Origin of the sequence: Faecalibacterium hattorii (assembly GCF_003287455.1) — a bacterium.
GTDB lineage: Bacteria > Bacillota > Clostridia > Oscillospirales > Ruminococcaceae > Faecalibacterium > Faecalibacterium hattorii.
Window position 1 is genome coordinate 215,420 of record NZ_PRLC01000002.1, and the last position, 16,957, is coordinate 232,376.

11 protein-coding genes and 1 tRNA gene are annotated in these 16,957 nt (G+C 59.1%); 3 read left to right on the plus strand and 9 right to left on the minus strand.

Annotated features, from left to right (window positions below; translation table 11 throughout):
- The 3 genes from C4N23_RS02425 to C4N23_RS02435 are packed head-to-tail and all read right to left on the minus strand — an operon-like array spanning position 1 to position 2,288.
- On the minus strand, positions 1-984 hold the full coding sequence (locus C4N23_RS02425; protein WP_112143778.1) for an ATP-binding protein: 984 nt from the start codon (positions 982-984) through the stop codon (positions 1-3).
- Between the two features lie 9 nt (positions 985-993).
- The gene (locus C4N23_RS02430) at positions 994-1,920 is read right to left on the minus strand and encodes a DnaD domain-containing protein (RefSeq protein ID WP_055187682.1); all 927 of its coding nucleotides are present in this window, start codon (positions 1,918-1,920) and stop codon (positions 994-996) included.
- A complete protein-coding gene (locus C4N23_RS02435) occupies positions 1,917-2,288 on the minus strand; it encodes a hypothetical protein (protein WP_055187680.1) in 372 nt (123 codons plus the stop codon). The genes C4N23_RS02430 and C4N23_RS02435 overlap by 4 nt, the downstream gene beginning before the upstream one ends.
- Positions 2,289-2,428: 140 nt before the next feature.
- Here C4N23_RS02435 and C4N23_RS02440 point away from each other — a divergent pair.
- Positions 2,429-2,504, plus strand: a tRNA-Gly gene (locus tag C4N23_RS02440).
- Between the two features lie 94 nt (positions 2,505-2,598).
- Here the strand turns inward: C4N23_RS02440 and C4N23_RS02445 are convergent.
- From C4N23_RS02445 to C4N23_RS14290, 3 genes are read right to left on the minus strand one after another with little or no spacing between them, the layout of a single operon-like run.
- Positions 2,599-4,245, minus strand: coding sequence for an ABC transporter ATP-binding protein (locus C4N23_RS02445; RefSeq protein ID WP_112143780.1), 1,647 nt, complete (start codon positions 4,243-4,245; stop codon positions 2,599-2,601).
- Complete coding sequence (locus C4N23_RS02450) at positions 4,242-5,981, minus strand: ABC transporter ATP-binding protein (RefSeq protein WP_112143782.1); 1,740 nt, start codon at positions 5,979-5,981, stop codon at positions 4,242-4,244. Before C4N23_RS02450 ends, C4N23_RS02445 begins: the two co-directional genes overlap by 4 nt.
- Entirely contained in the window at positions 5,971-6,093 is a 123-nt protein-coding gene (locus tag C4N23_RS14290; protein WP_275539582.1) for a hypothetical protein, read from the minus strand. The genes C4N23_RS02450 and C4N23_RS14290 overlap by 11 nt, the downstream gene beginning before the upstream one ends.
- Positions 6,094-6,535: 442 nt before the next feature.
- Between C4N23_RS14290 and C4N23_RS02460 the strand changes: the two genes are divergently transcribed.
- Positions 6,536-8,401: an ABC transporter substrate-binding protein gene (locus C4N23_RS02460; protein WP_112143784.1), complete on the plus strand. Its 1,866-nt coding sequence runs from the start codon at positions 6,536-6,538 to the stop codon at positions 8,399-8,401.
- 5 nt (positions 8,402-8,406) lie between these two features.
- Positions 8,407-11,355 (plus strand): hybrid sensor histidine kinase/response regulator, encoded by a 2,949-nt coding sequence (locus C4N23_RS02465; protein WP_112143786.1) that lies wholly within the window; start codon positions 8,407-8,409, stop codon positions 11,353-11,355.
- Positions 11,356-11,465: 110 nt separating this feature from the next.
- Here C4N23_RS02465 and C4N23_RS02470 read toward each other — a convergent pair whose 3' ends face one another.
- Genes C4N23_RS02470 through C4N23_RS02480 form a run of 3 tightly spaced genes read right to left on the minus strand, consistent with a single transcriptional unit; the run spans position 11,466 to position 16,605 of the window.
- Positions 11,466-14,045, minus strand: coding sequence for a response regulator (locus C4N23_RS02470; RefSeq protein WP_112143788.1), 2,580 nt, complete (start codon positions 14,043-14,045; stop codon positions 11,466-11,468).
- Positions 14,035-14,862: a substrate-binding periplasmic protein gene (locus C4N23_RS02475; RefSeq protein WP_112143790.1), complete on the minus strand. Its 828-nt coding sequence runs from the start codon at positions 14,860-14,862 to the stop codon at positions 14,035-14,037. Before C4N23_RS02475 ends, C4N23_RS02470 begins: the two co-directional genes overlap by 11 nt.
- 39 nt (positions 14,863-14,901) lie before the next feature.
- On the minus strand, positions 14,902-16,605 hold the full coding sequence (locus C4N23_RS02480) for a diguanylate cyclase (protein WP_242983701.1): 1,704 nt from the start codon (positions 16,603-16,605) through the stop codon (positions 14,902-14,904).
- Positions 16,606-16,957: the final 352 nt, after the last annotated feature.

Sequence of the window (16,957 nt, forward strand, 5' to 3'; positions counted from 1 at the left end):
TTATGACTCTTCCCGTGCCTTTTGGCCGCGGATATCCTTGCCCACGAACAGGCAGGGCACAAAGGAGGAAAGGCGGCTGGAAATTTTTTCGGTGTAGAGTTTCTCCAGCAGCGCCCCGTCCGTGATGTTCGTCGTGACGATGGTGGGCAGATGCGCACCGAGGCGGTTGTTCAGCAGACTGTACAGGGTGCTGAGGAAGAAACTGGAGTTGAATTCCGTGCCCAGATCATCGAGGATGAGCAGGTCTGCCCCGGCTGCCGTTTGCAGCAGGGTCTCCTCCTCCCCGGAGGGGTCCGAGCCGAAGTGCAGCGCTTCCAGTTTGGCAAAAAAATCGGGGCTGGAAACATAGATCACGTCCATGTCCTTCGCCAGCACGATGCCCGCAATGGCAAGGGCCGCATGGGTCTTGCCAAGGCCCGCATTGCCGAACAGCATCAGACTTTCGCTGCTGCGGTCGAATTCTTCTGCGTAGGCACGCAGTTCTTCCAGAAGTCCCCCCATGTACGTCCGGACCGGCTCCCCCAGCTTCTCGTCCATTGTGTTGGGGTAGTAGCGCAGCTCCATCGTGTCGAAGCTGGAAACGGACAGGCTGGACAGCTTCTCGATCTCCTCGCGGCGGAGTTTCTGCATCAGTTTGTGGATGCACTCGCAGGTGTGCCCCTCAAATGAACCGGTATCCTGACACTTTTTGCAGGTGAAATGCGGCTCCAGCGCATCGGCTGGGCGGCCGCTGGACGCCAAGAGCGCGGCAAGCTCCTGTTTGGCCTTGGTCAGCGCAGCGGCCGCAGCGGTGCGGTCCCCGCCGGAGGCTCCGGCCAGCGCACACCGCACGCCCCGCACCCGCACCTCTTCTTCGGCATGGCGGAGGGCCGGGATGGCCGCTTCCGCCTCGGCGCGGGCATCCTCGGCGTTGGCGCGGGCGGCCTGCCGCCGCAGCGCCACGGTGCGCATTGCCTCCTGATACAGTTCACGTTTGGTACGCATAGCTTCTCCTTATTGCGATGTCTCGTCCGATTTTTTTCGCAGCGAACGGCGGCGGACGGCGTTTTTGAGGAAATCGTTCCCACTGGGTGTTTCGCGGTCCACCCGGATGTTCCGACTGGCCCCCGCCCCGGCCACCGGCCCGCGCACATCGTGGACGGTGCGCAGACCTTTGGCGTTCCACGTTTTGAGGATGCTGTTCCAGTACCACAAATCGCGCTTGGGGCCCGCTTGCACAGCCGCCTCCTGCACCATGGCGTCGTCGTAGCCGTACACCTCGTACCAGCGGGCAATGGCTTTCCGCCCGCCGAGGGTCAGCTCGCTTTCTGCAATGCCCAGCAGCCCGCTGACATACTGTTCGCGCTGGGCACGAAGGGCCAGCAGCTGCAGATGCGTGTCCGCCTGTTCGCCGGTCTCCACGCCCTCGGCGCGCCAGACTTTCAGCTCGTGGCTGACCGCGCCCATGGTCCGCTTGCCCTTGCTGGCGACATAGGCCACGCAGAGCATGACCGTCTCCGGCGCAAACCCGTCGATGATGTACAGGTTGACCAGCTTTTCCATCTCGCTGTGGGTCAGCGGGCGGGCAAACCCCGCCTGTGCGCAGTCGATGAGGCTGGAGATCATCGGGTCGGTGCGGGATGCCGCCGCGATCTCGGCCCACGTCATTGGGGCCGGGGCGCTGGGCTCTTCGCCGGGGGCTGCATTCTCCTCATAGCGCTCCAGCAGCCCGGCACCGGCCCAGAAGGCCAGCGCGCTCTCGGCGGTCATCTTGCTGCGCAGTTTGAGGTCCGCGCAGATCTTCTCCGGGTCGGTGACGCCGGTGGCCAGCACATACAGCGCCACCCGCACATTGTATTCCTCCGCGATGCCCAGCTTCGCGAACACGAGCTGCGGCACGGCGATGGCATCGCCCTTCTGCTCTTTTAAGCGGTAGATCATTCGGCTTTGCCCTCCTCCGGCTCTGCGGGCGGGGCCCACGGCTCACAATCGAGGATGGAGGGGAGGTTTTTCCAACGGTCCGGCTCGGCGTTGTAGGCTTCCTCCAAGCACTGAGCGGCGGCTGCGCGGCCCTCGTCGCTCAGTGGGAACTCCTCGTGGCGGCGCAGGGCAGGATCGGTCTTGTCCAGCGCCCACGGATCAGGCCAGATGTCCACTGCAAGGATGGCCTCTTCTTTTTCGGCCCCCTCCCCGCCTTCCGGGTCCGGCACGGTGCGCTTCGTCGGCGTGAGCAGATAGCGCATCCCGGCCTCGTTGCCGCTGTAAAGATTTTTGCACTTGAAGTAGTGCAGCAATGGCACAAAGATCATGTTGCGTCCTTTCCAACAATACAGATACTATCATTATAAAGCAAGCGGCGCAAAATGCAAGTTTTTTTGCCCGCCGACAAAACCTTCCACAAAAAACAGTTGACAAATCCGCCCGCCTTTGCTACACTAATAGCGCACTTGCAGGGTTAGCTCATCCGGTAGAGCGACTGCTTCCCAAGCAGTAGGCGGCGGGTTCGAGTCCCGTATCCTGCTCCAAGTGAAAAGCCCGTCCAGTGATATGCTGGGCGGGCTTTTTGTCGTTTTTGCGCGAGCTTTCTTCCAGCCAAAGTTTCCCGGCAGGAAGATCTTTTCACTCCGTCCTCGTCTTGATCTCCACCGTTCTTCCACCAAGGTCCTCATAGATGCGGTGGGAGACGGAGAGGACGGTGCGGCCCGCGGAGGCGCGGCGGAGGGCTTCCAGCACGCGGGCCTCGGTCTCGGCGTCGAGGTTGGCGGTGATCTCGTCCAGCAGCAGCACTGCCGGGTCGGCGGCGACGGCGCGGGCGATGGACAAAAGCTGCCACTCGCCCTGCGAGAACATGCCGTCGGTGCACGGGGTGCCGTAGCCCTGTGGCAGGGTCTGGATGGCTCCGTCGATGCCCGCCAGAACGGCGGCACGCTTTGCCATCTCTTCCGTGATCTGCGGGTCGCCGAGGGTGATCTGCTCCAGCACCGTGCCCGGTACACGGGCAAAATGCTGTTCCACACAGCCGATGCAGCTGCGGCGCTCCCGGTCGGTGATGGCTGCCACCGGCACGCCGCCGATGGTCACCGTGCCCTCCTGCGGCGGGTAAAGGCCCAGCAGGAGCTTGAACACCGTGCTCTTGCCCGCGCCTGTCCGGCCGATGAGGGTGATCTGCTCGCCCTGTTTGACCGTCATGGAGAGATCGTGCAGGACTTCTTTTTCGCCGTAGCCGAAGGTCACATGGGAGAGCTCCACATCCCCCCGCCCGGCGCTGGGCTGCGCGGCAGAGGCAGTGCGCTCCGGCTGGCCGAGGAAGGCATCGATCCGCTCAACGCCCGCCATGGCCGACTGGATGGTCTGGATTTCCATGCCGAGGCTCTCGATGGGGGCAAAGATGCGGGAAATGTAGTTGATGACGGCCACCGAGGTGCCCACCGACATGCCGAAGAAGGTCAGGACCGTCGGATTGCCGGAGGCGGACAGGAGCATGACGATGCCCACCACCACGGCGTTCAGCACCAGCACCACCGGCGAATAGAGGGCGTCGTAGAAGTTGGTGCGCTCCATGGCGGCGTAGCCGGCCCCGATGCAGCGGTCATACCGGCGCTCCATGTAGTCCTCCAGCCCCAGCGCCCGGATGGTGCGGATGTTGTGCAGCGTCTCCGGCACCTGACCGGAAACAGCGGCCACGGCCCGGCGGTTGTCCAGCTGGGCGGCCAGCATCCGCTTCTGCACATGGCGGGTGAACACCGCGAACAGCGGCAGCACCAGCAGCAGGATCACCGCAAGGCCGGAGTTCTTCACGGCGATGACCGCGAGGATCGAGAGGATGCGGCACGCATCGGCCACCATGCTGATGATGCCGGAGGTGAACAACGCTTCCACAGTGTCCACATCGCCCGAAAAGCGGGCCGCCACCTCGCCGGGGTTCTGGGCCGCCAGCGTGCTGGCGGGCAGCCGGGTCAGTTTCCGGGACATCTCCGAGCGGAGGGCGTGGGTCATTTTCTGGCCGAAGAGGACCAGCAGACTTTCCTGCGCCGAGGAGAACCCGCCCTCCAGTGCAAGGCTGCCGAAGTAGGCCACCACGGCCCAGAACGTCAGCGGGAGGCCGGCGGTGAGCTTGTCGATGACGCGGGCCAGCAGCAGCGGCGGCAGCAGCGATGCCGCCACCGACGCTGCCACGCAGAGCAGCGTGCCCGCCGTGAGGAGCGGATGGGACGCAGCTGCCATCCGAATGGCCGTGAACACGCCATTTTTGCAGTCGGTCTTCATGCTCCCCCGCCTCCTTTCTGGCTGGTCTGGCTTTCGTAAAGCTGGCGGTAGACCGGCTCCGCAGCCATCAGCTCGGCGTGGGTGCCGACGGTGGTCTTGCCGCCGTCCATGAAGATCACCTGCTGCATCTGAGGGAAGTGGTACAGCCGGTGGGAGATCAGGAACACCACCTTATCTTTGGCGTACTCCTGCAAATTTCGGAAGACGATGTCCTCGGTATTGCGGTCCAGTGCGGAGAAGGGGTCGTCGAGGACCAGCACCGGGCGCGGATGAGCCAGCGTCCGTGCCAGCGCCAGCCGCTGCGCCTGACCGCCCGAAAGGCGGGTGCCGCCGGGGCCGATGACAGTCTCCAGCCCCTGCTCCATCCGGCGCACCTCGTCGTCCAGCGCAGCCTCAGCCAGATAGGGTTCAGCCTCCTGTTCGCTGCCGCAGAGGACGTTGTTCTGCACCGTGTCGGCGCTCAGCTCCGGGTCATGGCCCAGATAGCCGACGGTGGCGGAGATCTGCCGGGGCGTCAGTGCGGAGAACTCGGTCCCGCCAAACCGGGCCGAGCCGCCGTAGGGAGCCTCACAGAGGAAAACACGGCCCAGCGTCGATTTGCCACAGGCCACCGGGCCGGTGATGCCGATGATATCGCCGGGGCGGGCCGTCAGGCTCAGGCCGGTGAAAACAGGCTCCCCGCCATAGGCAAAGGAGAGGTTTTCCAGCGTCACATCCGCCGGTTCCGGGATGCGGAGAGGAGCCAGCTGTTCCGGCTGCTTCATCAGGGGCTTGATCCGCGTCCACGAGACTTCGGCCTTCTGCACCGCGTTGAAGAGCTTGGCTGCCTTGGAGGACTTGACCACCAGTTTGGTGAAGCAGGACAGGAAGGTGGTAAAGGCCGCGATGTCCCACACGCTCCACCCGGTGCCGAGGACGTTCTTGGCGCCGAACCAGAGGATGAAGAGCACGCCCGCCTCCGACGCCGCCAGATAGAGGGGCGGCAGGGCCGACTGCCAGACGTTGCTGCGGACGGCGGTCTTTTCGTAGGTGTTCAGGGCGTCCTCGTATTTTTCCGCGCGGGCGTCCTCGCAGCCGTAGATGCGGTAAGTAACCGCGTTCTGGGCGCGATCCAGCGTGGCGGCGCTCAGGGCACCGGCCGCCTTTTTATAGGCCGCTCCGGCGCGCTGCACCGGCTTTTTCATCCACGCGGCGCAGACGTAGGATACCGGCGTGAAGAGCAGGCTGAGCAGGGCCAGCCGCCAATCGTACACCAGCAGCATGACCGCATAGCCCACCAGCGCCACGCCGGTGTCGAAGACCTCGGTGGTAAATTTCCGCATTCCCTCCACGCAGTCGTCCACGTCGGAGATGGCTTTGGTCATCAGCTCCCCGGCCCCCTCTTTTTCGAGGGCGGCGCGGCTCTGGCGCACCAGATTGGCGTAGAGGATGCCCTTCATCCGGCGGTCGATGTTGTTGGCGAACCGGCGGACGTAGAACCGCTTGACGAACCGCGCCGCCTGCACCAGCAAGGTGACGAGGATGTAGGCCGGCACCAGCATCGCCATCTTTGCCGCAGTCTCGCTGCCGCCGAGGATGTCGGCAAGGCACTGGGCCAGACGGCCCTCGAACCACGGCGTCGCCAGCAGACCGATGTTATACACAAGGCCCGAAAGGGTCACGAAGGCCAGCGGCAGCCACTCCAGCCGGAAGTAGGAAAGGACCCGGTCAGGGCAGAAGTTTTTCTCAGGCTTCATCGGTGGTCTCCCCTTCTGCTGCGTTCCGGAAGTGCGGGAAGCCCGCCCGGCTCTCGGTCTTGGAAACGACGTACAGCTTTTTCAGCGCCGCCTCGATCTCTGCAATGTCCATAAATGCCTCCGGGATCTGTTGGAATGATGTAGATACAACGTTGTAGGTACAACCATTGTACCAGAAGGGATGGGTGTGTCAAGAGCGCGGTGCAGGAACACCGGCTGTTCCACAGTTTTTCGCCCACCCTGTGCGTTGATGCAAAAAGCAGCATCCACTGGCTCAAAGAAACAGGACACACGTTGCTTTTATGACGAAATACATGAAATTATATTGAAAAGCCTTCATGGTGGTGGTAGAATATTTTTATGTCTCTGTCCTGCTGTGCCTACGCCTTTTCAGGTACCTTTTGTGGTATTCGGGACCGCAAAACAGGACGCACGCATTTCCGTGGGCAGGTTTTACCGCGCACACTCCTGCGGGCAGCGATGTAGGATCCATAAGCCGCAGCAGCTTTGCCGCAAAACGGCGGCTGACCAAGAGTTGTGAGGAGAAGGATTTGATGCACAAAAGAACATTGCGCCGCCTGATATCCGTGCTGGCAGCACTGGCGATGGGGCTTTTCCTGCTGACCGGCTGCGGCGCAAAAAACCCAGAACAGGTACAGGAGCAGGAAGATGCCCAGACCATTCAGGTGTATCTGTGGAGCACCAGCCTGTACGAGACCTATGCCCCCTATGTTCAGTCCCAACTGCCGGATGTGAACATCGAGTTCATCGTAGGCAACAACGATCTGGATTTTTATAAATTTTTGCAAGAGAACGGCGGTCTGCCGGATATCATCACCTGCTGCCGCTTCTCGCTGCACGATGCAGCTCCTTTGAAGGACAGTTTGATGAACCTTGCCATGACCAACGAGGCGGGTGCTGTGTACAACGCCTACCTCAACAGCTTCAAAAACGAGGACGGCAGCGTGAACTGGCTGCCGGTCTGCGCCGATGCCCACGGCTTTGTGGTCAACCGCAGCCTTTTTGAGCAATACGATATCCCCCTGCCCACCGATTACGCAAGCTTTGTTTCCGCCTGTCAGGCGTTTGAAGCGCTGGGCATCCGGGGCTTTACCGCCGATTATACCTACGACTACACCTGCATGGAAACCCTGCAGGGGCTTTCCGCTGCCGAGCTTACCACGACGGAAGGGCGCAAGTGGCGCACTGCTTACAGCGACCCTGCCAGCACCACACGGATGGGTCTGGACGACACCGTGTGGCCGGGGGCATTTGAACGGATGGCGCAGTTCATTCAGGATACCCACCTTACGGCAGACGACCTTGTGTTGAATTACGACGATGTGACCGGGATGTTTCGGAACGGAGAGGTCGCCATGTACTTTGGCACCTCTGCCGGTGTCAAGATGTTTCGGGACGAGGGCATCGACACGATCTTCCTGCCCTTCTTCAGTCAGAACGGCGAAAAGTGGATCATGACCACCCCCTATTTCCAAGTTGCCCTGAACCGTGATCTGGAGCAGGACGCCGCGCGCCGCGAAAAAGCCATGAAGGTGCTGAACGTCATGCTCTCCGAGGAGGCGCAGAACCGCATTATCTCCGACGGGCAGGATATGCTGAGCTACAGCCAGAACGTCCCCCTGCGCCTGACCGAGTATCTGAAGGATGTGCGCAGCGTTGTGGAAGAGAACCACATGTATATCCGCATCGCCTCCAACGATTTCTTTGCCGTCTCCAAGGATGTGGTCTCCAAAATGATCGCGGGCGAGTACACGGCACCGCAAGCGTATCAGGCATTCAATTCCCAACTCCTTGCCGAGGATGGGTCTGCCCATGAGGAGATCGTGCTGACCTCCGGGCAAAGCTATTCCAACGTGTTCCACGCAAACGGCGGCAACGCTTCCTTCTCCGTTATGGCCAACACACTGCGGGGCGTTTATGGCACCGATGTACTCATCGCCACCGCCAACAGCTTTACCGGCAGTGTGCTGCAGGCGGACTATCCCCAAAAGATGGCGGCTTCCATGATCATGCCCAACAGTCTGATGTCTCGCCAGCGCACCATGACCGGTGCCGAGCTGAAAGCGGCCGTCCGCGCCTTTGTGGAGGGCTGCGAGGGCGGCTTTGTGCCCTTCAACCGCGGTTCTCTGCCGGTGGTCAGCGGCATTGCCGTGGAGGTAAAAGAGGCAAGCGGCAGCTATACCCTGACCGGCATCACCCGGAACGGGCAGCCGCTGAAGGACGACGACACCGTTACCGTGACCTGTCTGGCCACGGAAAAACAGATGGAAGCGCTGCTTGCAAGCGGAGGCGGCACACCTTTGGCCGAAGATACATGGGTAAAAGACAGATGGCGTGATCACGTCTCCGGCGGCGGCGCAGCGCTTGCAGAACCTGAAAACTACATCACGTTGAGGTGAGCGGAATGGCAGACAAAACCCACGAAATCAAACGAAACCGCCGTCTCCGGCAAAAATGGCTCTCTGCCGCTTGTGCCATCCTTCTGCTGGTCTTTCTGGCGGCTGGCTTCTGCGTCCGGTACCTCTCGTTTGTGTCGCAGATCATCTATCAGGAAAGCACCTCGCATCTGGAAGAAGTGCTGCACAAATCCAACAACATGCTGAACCAGATGGTGCGCAAGAACCTGACCTATCTGCATCTGTACAACCGCTTTCTGGAAAGCACTTCCGATGAAGCAGAGATTCAGGCGTATATCGAGAAAGCGCAGCAGGACACCGGATTTGCCAGCTTTTACTTCCTTTCCTACGACGGCAACTATACGACCGTGACCGGGGAAACCGGCTACCTCGGCTTGCAGACCAATCTGGACGAAATGCTTGCCGACGGCGATGATATCGTCATGAACTCAGCGCTGCCCGGCAAACCCCAGCTGCTTGTGTTTGTCTGCCCCGAAACGCAGGGCAGCTACCGGGGCTTTGCCTACGATGCCATTGCCATTTCCTATTATAACGATGCTGTGCTGCGGCTGCTGGACAACTCTGCTTTTCAGGGCAATGCCAGCAACTATGTGATCTACTCGGATGGGCGGGTGGTGATCGACAATTCCGTAAACCGCAAGGAAACGATCTACAACTTCATTGCGATGCTGCGCGACCACTCCGATCTTACCGAGGAGCAGATCCTTGATCTGTCCAATGCCTTTACGCAGGGCAGAAGCGGAAACATGAAGGTAAAGCTGGGCGATACCAGCTATTATCTGGTTTACGAGGGCACAGAGGTTCCGAGCTGGACGATGCTGGGGCTTGTCCCGGTCAGCATCGTCAATGCCAGTCTGGATAAGCTGTGGTCCTATACGATACAGATCGTGGTAGGCATCGCCTTCGGCCTTGCGGTGCTGGTCATTCTGCTCATTGTGCGCAGAAACCGTGCTACTGTGCGCCGGAAGAACACCGAGATCCTGTACCGGGATGAATTATTCCGAAAGCTCTCGCTGAATGTGGACGATGTTTTTCTGATGCTGGACGCAAAAACTTCCAAGACGGATTATGTCAGTCCGAACATTGGGCGTCTGCTGGGCATCCCGTGGAAAAAAGTCCGGCAGGATGTCCATGCTCTTGCGGAACTGGTCCCCCAGAACGACCCGGACCGCGACAAGAACTTTTTGGAGGGGCTTTCCCGCGGGGAACAGCGCGAGTGGGATGCGGCGTATCTGCATCAGGAGACCAGAGAGCTGCGTTGGTTCCACATCATTGCCATGGGCAGCGAGGTAGAAGGCAGAACCAAGTATATCCTTGTCATGTCTGACCGCACCGCCGACAAACAGATCAACCAAGCCCTTTCCGATGCCGTTGCTGCCGCCGAGACCGCCAACCGCGCCAAGAGCACCTTCCTTTCCAATATGTCCCACGATATCCGCACCCCCATGAACGCCATCATCGGCTTTACTACCTTGGCGCTCAGCAATATCGACGACAAGGAGCGGGTAAAGGATTATCTGGCAAAGACCCTTGCATCCAGCAACCATCTGCTCTCCCTCATCAACGATGTGCTGGATATGAGCCGCATCGAAAGCGGAAAGATCCATCTGGAAGAGGTGGAAGTCAACCTTTCGGATGTGCTGCACGACCTGAAAACCATCGTCAGCGGGCAGATTTACGCAAAGCAGCTGGAACTTTATATGGACGCCACGGATGTGACCGACGAGGACGTCTACTGCGACAAGACCCGGTTGAACCAGATCCTGCTGAACCTGCTGTCCAACGCCATCAAGTTTACCCCGGCGGGCGGCACAGTCTCGGTGCGGGTGCGGCAGCTTGCCGGTAAAGTGCACGGCTGCGGGCAGTACGAGTTCCGCATCAAGGATAACGGCATCGGCATGAGCCCAGAGTTCGCCAAAAAGATCTTTGAGCCCTTCGAGCGGGAGCGCACCTCCACGGTCAGCCGGATACAAGGCACCGGCCTTGGCATGGCGATCACCAAGAACATCGTGGATATGATGGGCGGCACCATCGAGGTGCAGACGGCGCAGGGCAAGGGCAGCGAGTTTATCATCTGTCTGCCCATGCGCACTCAGGACGAGCACCGCCCGGTGGAAAAGATCACCGAGCTGGAGGGCCTGAAGGCGCTGGTGGTGGACGACGATTTCAACACCTGCGACAGCGTGACAAAGATGCTGGTCAAGGTGGGGATGCGCGCCGAGTGGACCCTTTCCGGCAAGGAAGCGGTGCTGCGCGCGCGGCAGTCCATCGAGATGAGCGATGTCTACCACGCCTATATCATCGACTGGCGCTTGCCGGATATGAACGGCATCGAGGTCACCCGCCAGATCCGCAGCCTGCACGATGATACGCCCATCATCATCCTGACGGCCTACGATTGGTCGGATATTGAAGTGGAGGCAAAGGCTGCCGGTGTGACCGCCTTCTGTTCCAAGCCCATGTTCATGTCCGACCTGCGCGAGACCCTGATGAGTGCCCTCGGCCAGAAGCTGACGGATGCGTCGCAGGAATTTCTGCCGGAAGAGGACGCCGACTTCAAGGACAGACACATCCTGCTGGTGGAGGACAACGAGCTGAACCGCGAGATCGCGCAGGAAATTCTGCGGGAGTACGGCTTCCGGGTCGATACGGCTGAAAATGGTGCCGTGGCGGTGGAAAAGGTCCGCACCGCCGCGCCGGGCAGCTATGATCTGGTGCTGATGGATGTGCAGATGCCGGTCATGGACGGCTATACCGCCACCCGGCAGATCCGCGCTCTGAAAGATCCCGCTCTGGCCGGAATTCCGATCCTTGCCATGACCGCCAATGCCTTCGATGAGGATCGCCGCAACGCCATGGAAAGCGGCATGAACGGCTTTTTGTCCAAGCCCATCGTCATCGGCGACTTGGTGCAGGAGCTGCACAAGATCCTGTGACCCAACCGCCTGTCAGGCATAAAAAATAAAGCACCCGCAGCCATTCGCATTCGGAGGTCAAGAACCTCTGCGAAGTTTGCTGCGGGTGCTTTTGTTTTTGTCGGCTGGTGTTATGATTTTAGTACATCTGCAAGGACCTGCAGCAGATGCGGGATATCCAGCGGTTTTGCAATGTGGCCGTTCATCCCGGCCTTCAAAGCATTCTGACGGTCTTCTTCAAAGGCGTTTGCCGTCATGGCAAAGATGGGAATGTCTGCCTTTGCAGCATCCGGCAGGGCACGGATCTGCCGCGTCGCCTCGTAGCCGTCCATCTTGGGCATCTGGATGTCCATTAAAATCAGGTCGTACTGCCCGGGGACTGCCTGCTTCATCTTCCGGACGGCGATTTCACCATCCTCAGCAGTGTCCACCGCAAAGCCCGCTTCCTTCAAAATCTCCTGTGCAAGCTCACGGTTCAGCGCATTGTCCTCCACCAGCAAAAGGTTCTTTCCCTTGAGATCGGCGGCATTTGGCTGCGATGGTTCGGGGGCAGACTCTGCGCAGAAGGGTTCTGCCAGCACTTTGCGCAGTTCGGAAAGGAACAGCGGCTTTTCGCAGAAGGCAGTCACACCAGCAGCGCGGGCTTCCTCTTCGATATCTGCCCAGTCGTAGGCCGTCAGGATGATGATGGGGCAGGTTTTCCCGATCACCTTGCGGATCTGCCGCACGACCTCGATGCCGTTCATATCGGGGATCAGCCAGTCGATGATGTAGACGCTGAACTCGTCGCCCTGTTCCATGGCGTACCGGGTGCGGATCACCGCTTCCCTGCCGGAGATCGTCCACTCCGGCCGCATCCCGATCTTGGACAGCATGGTGCTGACGCTCAGGCAGGTGTCGGTATCATCGTCTGCCACCAGCGCACGCAGCCCTTCCAGCTGCGGGAGCGGCTTTGGCTCCACCTTTTGTCCGCTGAGTGCGAAGCAGAGGTCTACGATGAATTCGCTGCCCTTGCCCGGTTCGCTTTCAATGGCGATGGTGCCGCCCATCAGGTCCACAATGTTCTTGGTGATGGACATGCCCAGACCGGTGCCCTGAATGCCGCTGACAGTGGAGCTCTCTTCCCTGCTGAACGCCTCAAAAATGTGCTTCTGGAACTCCTCGCTCATGCCGATGCCATTGTCCTTGATGCGGAACTCATAGCAGCCACGGCCCTTGGGCGCACCGTTTTTCTGGGCAATGCGGATGCTGATCATGCCGCCTGTGGGGGTGAACTTGACGGCGTTGGACAAAATGTTCAGCAAGATCTGGTTCAACCGCAGCGGGTCGGTGATGATGTCCTCATTCTCCACATCCATGGTATCGATGAAAAGCGACAGCCGCTTTGCCGAAACATTGGGCTGGATGATGGAGCGCACATCGTGGACGAGATCCGGCAGATGCACCGCTTTTTCTTCAATTTTTACCTTTCCGCTCTCGATGCGGCTCATATCCAGCACATCATTGATGAGGGAAAGCAGATGCTGGCTGGAGGTAGAGATCTTTTTCAGGTAGTCCAGCACCTGTTCCTTATTGTCGATATGGGTCGCAGCCAGCGAAGTGAAGCCGATGATGGCGTTCATGGGGGTGCGGATATCGTGGCTCATATTGAACAGGAACTCCCGCTTCGCACGGTTTGCCGCCCCCTCGTGCTGGAGTGCGATCTCCAGCTTGCGGTTTTGTTCCTCCAGCTGAGCCTGATACTTCTTCTCCTGTTCTTTCTTCTGCTGCTCCATCTCCCGCACGGAGCGTCTGCGCAGCACCTGAAGGATCATTACAAGCAGGATGTAGCCGACCAGCGCCATCAGGATCACCGGAAGGGATTCCCGGAAGACCGATCTTTCATCCGTATACGCATAGAGATCGAACGATCTTCCATGGCAGTACATCCCAAAATAGCAGCCGGAGCCGTTCCAACCGCGGGTATGGGTCAGCGTTTCGGCGGTCACGACCTTGCGGATCCCCTGCACCAGCGGACTGTCTGCAACATCCTGCCCGATCAGCTCCGGGCGGTTGGAGGCAATGACCTGATCGTCCTGCACGATGAACAAGGTGCCGCTGGTCTCAGCCGAGTAGCCGTCCAGTATACTCTGGATGGACAGGGCCGTTCCCTCAACAGATTCTGCCGGGGTATAGCGGTAGGCAAGCAGGATCTCATCTTTTTCTTCTGCCCGATATGCCGCAACATCCACGGCAGACCCATCTTCCAGCAGGACCCGCTTCAGGTAAGTCTTTTGCGGGTAAGAGAAAACGTCCAGAACGGCGTCATTTTTGAGCTGTTCTCCAAACCGGGCGTAGCCGATGCCATTCGTTGTGGATTCGCACAGGAGCGTACCGTCCGGGGCCAGAACCGAGATCCCTGTGAGCCAGAGGGCCTCTGTCTGCTTTTTCAGGCACTGCGGGTCGGAAAGGTCCAGCGCCGGGTCCTGCGCCAGCTGATGCACCGACACCGCTGCGCGGCGGAGCGCTTTGGCCGCAACCGTATCGTTGTACTTTTCAAAGTTGGCGGATTGCGATTTGACAAAACCAAGGGTCTGGCAGAAACGTTCCTCCGTTGTGCGCAGTGCCCGCCAACCTGAGAGAAAAACGATGCCGACCATAAAAAGCACGCCGACGATCAGATGGAGCCCCCATCTCCATGTATCCGGGAGGGTTCTGTTTTTATGCGCCAAGGGTGTCCACCTCCAGATACTGCGAAGCATGTTCAAGATATTTCCCAAGGATCTGCTCCAGCGTGCCGTCTGTGCGCATCTGCGCAAAGGTATCGTTCAGTTGGTGGTCCAGCCCGCGGCTGTCGTTTTTGGCAAAGGCGACGCCCAGCCCGGTGACCAGCAGTGGTTCTTCGAGGATGCGGAACTCCACGGAATTGTCCTTCATGTATTGCAGGATGCCTGTCTCATGGGCAGCGATCGCATCCACATAGCCGCAGGCCATCATCGCGTACTGCACGTTGCGGTCTTCGATGCTGAACACCTCCACCGTCTGCGGGAGCCGCGGATCGGAGCCGCTGAGAAAAAGCTCCTCCGGCTTGCCGGTGCTCTGCACGGCAATGGTCTTTCTGGCAAGGTCGCTGAATGTCCGGATGCTGCTGTCGGCATCCACAGCGACCACCTGACGGCTCACCATGTAGGGCCCCGCCCAGCGGTAGACCTCCTCGCGCCCATCCATGGAAAAGCAGCCCCAGATGCAGTCGATGGTGCCGCTTTCCACCAGATTTGTTTTTTGCTCCCAATCGATCGATTCAAACCGGGCAGCATATCCCATGCGGCGGAATGCTTCGGTGGCGATCTCCACGTCGATCCCGGCGGGAACACCGTCATTGTTCAGGTAAATATAGGGCGGATAGGTATCGCTCCCCACAATGATCGTCGGAAGGCCGCTGTCCTTCGCGTCCGTTCCGCCGCAGGAAGTCAGACTGCCGACGGCAGCAGATGCCGCCAGCAGCGTGCAGCCGCGCAGAAATGCACGGCGTGAGATTCTGTGTTTCATTTGGGCTTTTCGTTCTCCTGTTTTTATTGCATCCGCTGCTCAGTCATGCTGCCGTAATTCTTCTTTCAGGTCGGTCTGCACGTCGGTCAGGCATTGCAGCAGCAGCGGGTTGAACGCTCCGCACTCGCCGTTCAGGATCATCTGCACGGCTTTTTCGTGGGAAAAGGCTTTCTTATAGCAGCGTTCGCTGGTCAGTGCATCGTATACGTCGGCCAGTGAGACCAGTTGTGCGCTGATGGGGATCTCATCGCCCTTCAGCCCATCCGGGTAACCGCGCCCATCCCAGCGTTCATGATGCCAGCGGGCGATCTCGTAGGCCGTTTGCAGCAGCGGCTGCTCGCCAAAATTATCCAGATCGTGCAGCATCTCGGCTCCCAGCATACTATGGGTCTTCATGACCTCAAACTCCTCCGGGGTCAGTTTGCCGGGCTTGTTGAGGATCTTTTCGTCAATGCCGATTTTCCCGATGTCATGCAGGGCAGAGGCCAGCGGGATCTCATCCTGCTGTTCTGCAGAAATCGAGTACTTGTTGCTGTTCTCCAATAGACGGTGGAGCAGCATCTCTGTAATGGTACGGATGTGCCGCACATGGGCACCGCTCTCTCCATTGCGGAATTCTACGATATGGCTCAGGACACCCACCAGCGTATCCGTATTATTTTCACGGGCGCGGATCTGGTCCGAGACCATCTGCACCAGCCGCCGCTGCTTGGCGTACAGCTTGATGGTGTTGGTCACGCGGCGGTACACGATGCGCGCATCGAAGGGGCGGTTGACGTAATCGCTGGCTCCCAGCTCATAGGAGCGCCGGATCGCGGCGTCGGAGTCGTCGCTGGAGATCATGATGACCGGGGTATCCTCAATGGTGTGGTTGGCGTTCATGGCCTTCAGCACTTCAAAGCCGTCCATCACGGGCATGTTGATGTCCAGCAGCACCAGTGCAATGTTCCCGGCTTCCGTCTGCAATGTTTCCAAGCATTCCCGTCCGTTTTCCGCTTCTAGAATGTGGTAACTGTCCCCCAAGATCTCTGCCAGCATCATGCGGTTCATTGCGGAGTCATCCACAAGTAGGATCTGGGATTTATTCTGTAAAAGTTTTTCCAGCGCTGCAAGACTATGCCCCGGAACCTCCACCATGACAGCATTCTTGTGGCCCTTTGCCTGATACATCAGCCAATCGGCACGGCGAACCGCATTCTCCATCGGGTCGGTGATGGACTGCATCGTTCCGCCGATGCTCAGTGAGAGGCGAAAATGCGAATAGCCGGGTACAGTAGCCTGTTGCACGGCGGCTCTGATCTGCTCCAGCTTGGCTTGCAGGGTGTCGCTCGGAATGCCGGGCAGCACCAGCAGAAATTCATCCCCGCCGTAGCGGATGAGCAGGTCGGCGTTTCGGATGCAGGAGCGGATGGCATTTGCCGCTGTTTCCAGTGCCATATCTCCGGCGTAATGCCCATAGGTGTCGTTGCAGATTTTGAAATCGTCCACATCGATCAGCGCGATCCCTGCCGGGCCGACCATACGGGATGCGATATCCTCATAGTAGCGGCGGTTGTATGTGCCAGTCAAGACATCTTGGTAAAGTTTTGCACGGTAGCTCTCTGTTGTTTCTTGAAGCTTTTCCTCGGCTTCGGCCTGCATCTTTTCCATGCTGGAGCGCTCGAACTGCCATTGCAGACGACCGATCAGCAGAATGTTCGCAGCGATACCAAGGCCGATCACGATGAGCTTTTGAAGGTTCAAAGAGGTGTAAAGAAAAAAGCTGTGGTCGGTAGAAAAGAAAAACGCGGAGTATAGGAATGCAATGAGGCCGCTTACGATTCCTGCTGCATAGCCGCATTTCACGAGCGCAGCAGAAAGAACAACAAAAAGCAGGATATTTGGATTTGGAATATGAAAATTCCAGACGATCAGGCAGACGCTCAATTGGGCAAGTGCCGATAGCAACATAGGCCGGATTTTATTTGGCTGTTGTTCCATACACAATACCATCCAATACATTGATTCATCACGATTGCTCTCTCACAAAAAAGAGCTGGGCCGCAAATGGGCGGCCCTGCTAGGTCGTGGGTGTCGGTCATCTGCGAAACCGTGC

Excerpts from the sequence above, each read along its gene's own strand:
- C4N23_RS02435 (WP_055187680.1), bottom strand. The coding sequence starts at position 2,288 with ATGATCTTTGTGCCATTGCTGCACTACTTCAAGTGCAAAAATCTTTAC.
- C4N23_RS02475 (WP_112143790.1), bottom strand. The coding sequence starts at position 14,862 with ATGAAACACAGAATCTCACGCCGTGCATTTCTGCGCGGCTGCACGCTG.
- C4N23_RS02425 (WP_112143778.1), bottom strand. The coding sequence starts at position 984 with ATGCGTACCAAACGTGAACTGTATCAGGAGGCAATGCGCACCGTGGCG.
- C4N23_RS02450 (WP_112143782.1), bottom strand. The coding sequence starts at position 5,981 with ATGAAGCCTGAGAAAAACTTCTGCCCTGACCGGGTCCTTTCCTACTTC.
- C4N23_RS02465 (WP_112143786.1), top strand. The coding sequence starts at position 8,407 with ATGGCAGACAAAACCCACGAAATCAAACGAAACCGCCGTCTCCGGCAA.
- C4N23_RS14290 (WP_275539582.1), bottom strand. The coding sequence starts at position 6,093 with ATGGACATTGCAGAGATCGAGGCGGCGCTGAAAAAGCTGTACGTCGTT.
- C4N23_RS02430 (WP_055187682.1), bottom strand. The coding sequence starts at position 1,920 with ATGATCTACCGCTTAAAAGAGCAGAAGGGCGATGCCATCGCCGTGCCG.
- C4N23_RS02460 (WP_112143784.1), top strand. The coding sequence starts at position 6,536 with ATGCACAAAAGAACATTGCGCCGCCTGATATCCGTGCTGGCAGCACTG.
- C4N23_RS02445 (WP_112143780.1), bottom strand. The coding sequence starts at position 4,245 with ATGAAGACCGACTGCAAAAATGGCGTGTTCACGGCCATTCGGATGGCA.